Genomic DNA, 4,214 nt, shown 5'->3' on the forward strand with positions numbered 1-4,214 from the left:
GGGACGTGATGTCTCTTTTTTTATACTTATTTTTTATTCCAAATAAAAGAAGTGTGGGAATCACCCACACCAAATATTATAGAACCCTTTTTTTATTCCAATAGTAAATTAAAATATTTCCTTTAAAGAAATGTTATGCTGATTCCATACAACGCTACTTTCTAAATCATGAATTATTTTAGTTCTAAATTTACCATTAAAATTATTACTATAAACGATAATCTCCTTTTTGTTAATGTCTACAATCCAATAGTTTTCAACTCCACATTTTTCATAAACATCTAACTTAATCCCTAGATCTCTATGTTGAGTAGCCTTACTTAATACTTCAATGACTAGCTTTGGAACGCCAATATAAATAGATTTATCAAATTTATCATCACAACAAATCATAATATCCGGCTCAAATTGGTATTTTTCATCTTTATTTTCAAATTTAACAGCAACATCAGATGTAAACACATTACATTTACTAGATTCAGATAAGGCATTCATTAATTGTAAAAATATCTTGTTTTGAACAATATTATGCATTGGATGGGTTGGTGACATACAAATGATTTGTCCATCATAATATTCCATCTTCCCATAATCATTAATACAATCAGAAAAACTTAAAAATTCCTCATATGATATATAATCATAATCAAGAGCTATCATTAAACTTTCACCTCTTTTATATTCCTATCGTTTCTTATTTTTAAAGTAATTTTCTAATTTTTTAATTGCACTATCATTAAATAAGTAAGTACGTTTTCCTGAATCTCTAAATTCAAAATCACTTAATTTACCATCACAATACAGTTCTTTTGCAATCTTCAAACAATGTTGGGGTGAAATATCTAATTTATTTGCTACTTCAACAGTAGTATATACTTTTCTAACATCCATAGTTTATAAGTCCTTTCTTTTTTATTTCTTAATCATTATACAATATTCACTAAAGAATATCAATAAACGTATTTAAAGATCTAAATACATAAAAAATAAATCTATAAATATTTTTTACAATTTCACTTATCCACATCAATCCTAAGTTACCAAGAAGCCTTTTCTAAGGCATACTTCCTCCTACAAAGCGTTAGAAAAATAAAAAAAGAACACTTTTCTGTTCTAAGTCTATACTCTGATACTCTTCTTTAAATACTCTTTCGATTATTCAAAATGTCTTGATCGTTCGTTGCCCTTATCTTGACACGCTATCCCTCTGCATTATCGCAACAATACATTTTACGTCCTTTAATATCTCTATGTAAATTTTGTACGTTCTAGCGTTGATATATCAGCTCCACCTTTCGGTCGAACCTACCTTTTTGTTGATTTCTCAACCTTGAATCCCTATATTTTTGTGCCACTAGCTTTTATACGCCTAGTATTAACGTAATGTGGGTTACAGGCACTCTATATCTCTAAAGGTTTACACCACGACATAGGATTTAAAGTCTATCATACGACTAAAGTTTGAGGTTGTTTAGGTCAAACTTATAAAAACACCACCCACTAATCACGACTAGACTTCCGTAGAGTTATGCTTTGGCTCCAGTTCACCACACGTTGCTATTCCTGTGCTTGTACTCGTCACACACTCATCAGCTTATTTAGTTATTTATTAGATTAATCTCTTTGATTTTCATGGATTTCCACAAAAAAAGTCCTTTCAATCACTAGGATCAAAAGGACTTCTATGGTCTATTTCATGATTTATTACACTACTATTACTAAATGCAAACTTTTTTATCATTTCACATACAAAAAAACTTGCAAAAATAACGTAAAAACAATACTTTTATGCTTGTAAAACACGTTAAAAAAGAGTATAATAAAGACATGAGGTGAGCTTCTTATAAATTACTTAGTTTGGCGACTGGAGATTTATTAAGAAGTCCTTTTTTTTATCTCATTAATTTATATTAAATTGTAAATTGATTATCTAATTAGTAAGTTTTGCTATCTGTTGATAACAACTTAATTAAAACTATAACCCTATTTTTAAAATTTAGCAAGTGAAAAATAAATTTTTTGTGCATAAATAATCATTTTTTGTGCATAAATAATCACTTTTTGCATATATTAATCATTTTGAGTATTAAAAAAGAGCCTAATCGGCTCTCTTTTAATCTCCAATGCTATACATGTGTACCCTACCAACCATTTACCAGTATATCATATTTTCTAAAATAATATCTTATCTTTTATTGTAGATTATTGTCAATTTGATAAAGTTGTGTTATGCTTTCTAAGAATTAGTGAGTTTAAAACTTGCTAGTTTGATCTCTCTATTTTTTTATATTTTCGACATTAAAATATAAAAACTCTAGGACTTTCTCTCCCTAGAGTTTTTATTTATCCATTTTTTAGAGTTATTGATTAAAAATATGTTATAATTTGCTATAAACATAAGACTAGGGGGATCATTATGCAACCAAATAAAATCAAAGGAAAACATATTAAAGTTAATGAACAAGGAAAAAAATACTTATATCCTAAAGAATATATTTGGCATATTCCTAAAGATATGCGAAAAAAAATCGAAGTTGGAGATAAAGTCGAAGTCATTGGTAGTAAGGATTTAGTGAGAGTAATAGATTTATTTTTTGCTGACGAACCTAAAAATCATCAAGCAATCTATCGTATTGTAAAAAAACGAAAATTATCATTTAGCGAACAGTTACAGAATTTCCGAAAAAAGAAGAAACTAACGCAAATTGAATTAGGGCAATTATTAGGTGTTTCTCGCGCTACCATCACTGGTTGGGAACGTGGGAAATCTCTCCCTCAAAAAAGATACCATGCTAAAATTGAAGAAACATTAAATATTACGCTGTGTTAGACAATTTTGTTGATAAGTTGAATTATCGCTCACAATCGCACCATCCTTTCTTTTTTCAAAAAACTCTAATATCGCTAGCGCTTGCCAGTACTTCAAATTTTCAAGCGGAATATCATTATCAATAATCTTTTTCAAATATCGCTCGCTAACACCCGTCTCTTTAGACAGGCGGTAACGAGTTACATTATAGACATTTAACTCACTTTCTAACCAATTCATATTACACTCCTTACATTCCGAAAACTTTCTTATAAACATCTTCGCAATCTTCGTCGTATACGTTCAAAAGTTCGTAACCATCCGATGTTTCCCATAAATTTTCAATCTCATCTTGAGTAAAATCTTCACTAGGACTCAACACTAACCCCATTTCTTGTAGTTGTTCTAAGTGATACGCTCCTCGTAATTCACTAGCTAAGAAAAATCTGTTGATTTTAGTTTTGTTATTATACATATTTATCATCCTTTCGTTTTTATCATTCCCTTACTACACTCTTATTATACTGAACAACGTTCAGTATTTCAATATCTTTTTTAATTTTGGCTCTGTTAGATAAAAATGTTGTTATTGGATATTTTTTTACTTGAAGTAGATAAAGTTCTTAAAAACGATATTTGATAATCGTTGATATCAAGTAGTTCTTTAGCAACAAGATTGTCTAACACAACTAAATATTAAAGTATCTGACTATTTGGACACTAAAAAATAATATGCTATAATACTTAGATGTGACGTGGTACAAGCATGTTGACCTCCATATTAGATAGATGGTTAAACACTTAAACCCCCAAGTATTACTTGGGGGTTTTTGCAATTCTATTCTTTTTCATGTATAATAATGACCGTAGTCATAGATATGGTGCGACTTTTAATCTCGCTCTCAAAAGCGAGGTGATCTCATGAACGCTCTATTAACATTTGTATTATTAGTAGTTAATTTGGCTAATGGAATTTTTCAATTAGTCAAAAATGTTCGTGACAACAAAAAAAAGTAAAAGCACCTGTCCGACCAAGACATTAGGTGCTTTTATTGAGTAACAATACTATTCAATGAGAGCCAAAAGTCGCATGGACAATCTATGGCTCTTTTTTATACTATGTAGCTTATGATTTTATTATAACTATTTTTTTATTATTTTTCAAGCTAATACCCTTTTTTAATAAATTCCATCGGATACCTTTGACTACCTACTCCACTAATCCAGTATAAGATTTGTGGAGTTTTTTTGATCACTGCATTTTTAATCGAGATTACCTTTTCTTCATCTTTTCTCTTTTCCATGCTATCACCACTGATAGTATGTGATAAATTAAGGTCGATTATGAGTTATTTATCAGCTTCATTTCATACTCTTTTAACAACTTATCTAATGTAGGTCGAGA

6 protein-coding genes are annotated in these 4,214 nt (G+C 29.5%); 1 reads left to right on the forward strand and 5 read right to left on the reverse strand.

Annotation, left to right across the window (positions count from 1 at the left end):
* Positions 1-108: 108 nt before the first annotated feature.
* Both NEH74_RS13345 and NEH74_RS13350 read right to left on the reverse strand, forming a co-directional pair.
* The gene (locus NEH74_RS13345; protein WP_155062392.1) at positions 109-660 is read right to left on the reverse strand and encodes a Uma2 family endonuclease; all 552 of its coding nucleotides are present in this window, start codon (positions 658-660) and stop codon (positions 109-111) included.
* A 24-nt stretch (positions 661-684) separates the two neighbouring features.
* Positions 685-891: a hypothetical protein gene (locus tag NEH74_RS13350; protein ID WP_155062393.1), complete on the reverse strand. Its 207-nt coding sequence runs from the start codon at positions 889-891 to the stop codon at positions 685-687.
* A 1,525-nt stretch (positions 892-2,416) separates the two neighbouring features.
* On the opposite strand from NEH74_RS13350, the gene NEH74_RS13355 reads away from it, so the two are divergent.
* A complete protein-coding gene (locus NEH74_RS13355) occupies positions 2,417-2,830 on the forward strand; it encodes a DUF5839 family protein (protein WP_151922523.1) in 414 nt (137 codons plus the stop codon).
* Here the strand turns inward: NEH74_RS13355 and NEH74_RS13360 are convergent.
* The 3 genes from NEH74_RS13360 to NEH74_RS13370 all read right to left on the reverse strand — a co-directional run bounded on the left by NEH74_RS13360 (position 2,810) and on the right by NEH74_RS13370 (position 4,113).
* Positions 2,810-3,049 carry a hypothetical protein gene (locus tag NEH74_RS13360; protein WP_128446248.1) on the reverse strand — a complete coding sequence of 80 codons (240 nt, stop codon included), beginning with the start codon at positions 3,047-3,049 and terminating at the stop codon, positions 2,810-2,812. The genes NEH74_RS13355 and NEH74_RS13360 overlap by 21 nt on opposite strands.
* Positions 3,050-3,059: 10 nt before the next feature.
* Positions 3,060-3,284, reverse strand: a complete 225-nt coding sequence (locus NEH74_RS13365) for a hypothetical protein (protein ID WP_128446249.1) — start codon at positions 3,282-3,284, stop codon at positions 3,060-3,062.
* A gap of 691 nt (positions 3,285-3,975) precedes the next feature.
* Complete coding sequence (locus NEH74_RS13370) at positions 3,976-4,113, reverse strand: hypothetical protein (protein WP_155062394.1); 138 nt, start codon at positions 4,111-4,113, stop codon at positions 3,976-3,978.
* Between the last annotated feature and the right edge of the window lie 101 nt (positions 4,114-4,214).

It is taken from the genome of Turicibacter sp. GALT-G1 (genome assembly GCF_025594995.1).
Classification (GTDB): Bacteria; Bacillota_I; Bacilli_A; order MOL361; family Turicibacteraceae; genus Turicibacter; species Turicibacter bilis.

Excerpts from the sequence above, each read along its gene's own strand:
- NEH74_RS13345 (WP_155062392.1), bottom strand. The coding sequence starts at position 660 with ATGATAGCTCTTGATTATGATTATATATCATATGAGGAATTTTTAAGT.
- NEH74_RS13365 (WP_128446249.1), bottom strand. The coding sequence starts at position 3,284 with ATGTATAATAACAAAACTAAAATCAACAGATTTTTCTTAGCTAGTGAA.
- NEH74_RS13360 (WP_128446248.1), bottom strand. The coding sequence starts at position 3,049 with ATGAATTGGTTAGAAAGTGAGTTAAATGTCTATAATGTAACTCGTTAC.
- NEH74_RS13355 (WP_151922523.1), top strand. The coding sequence starts at position 2,417 with ATGCAACCAAATAAAATCAAAGGAAAACATATTAAAGTTAATGAACAA.
- NEH74_RS13350 (WP_155062393.1), bottom strand. The coding sequence starts at position 891 with ATGGATGTTAGAAAAGTATATACTACTGTTGAAGTAGCAAATAAATTA.
- NEH74_RS13370 (WP_155062394.1), bottom strand. The coding sequence starts at position 4,113 with ATGGAAAAGAGAAAAGATGAAGAAAAGGTAATCTCGATTAAAAATGCA.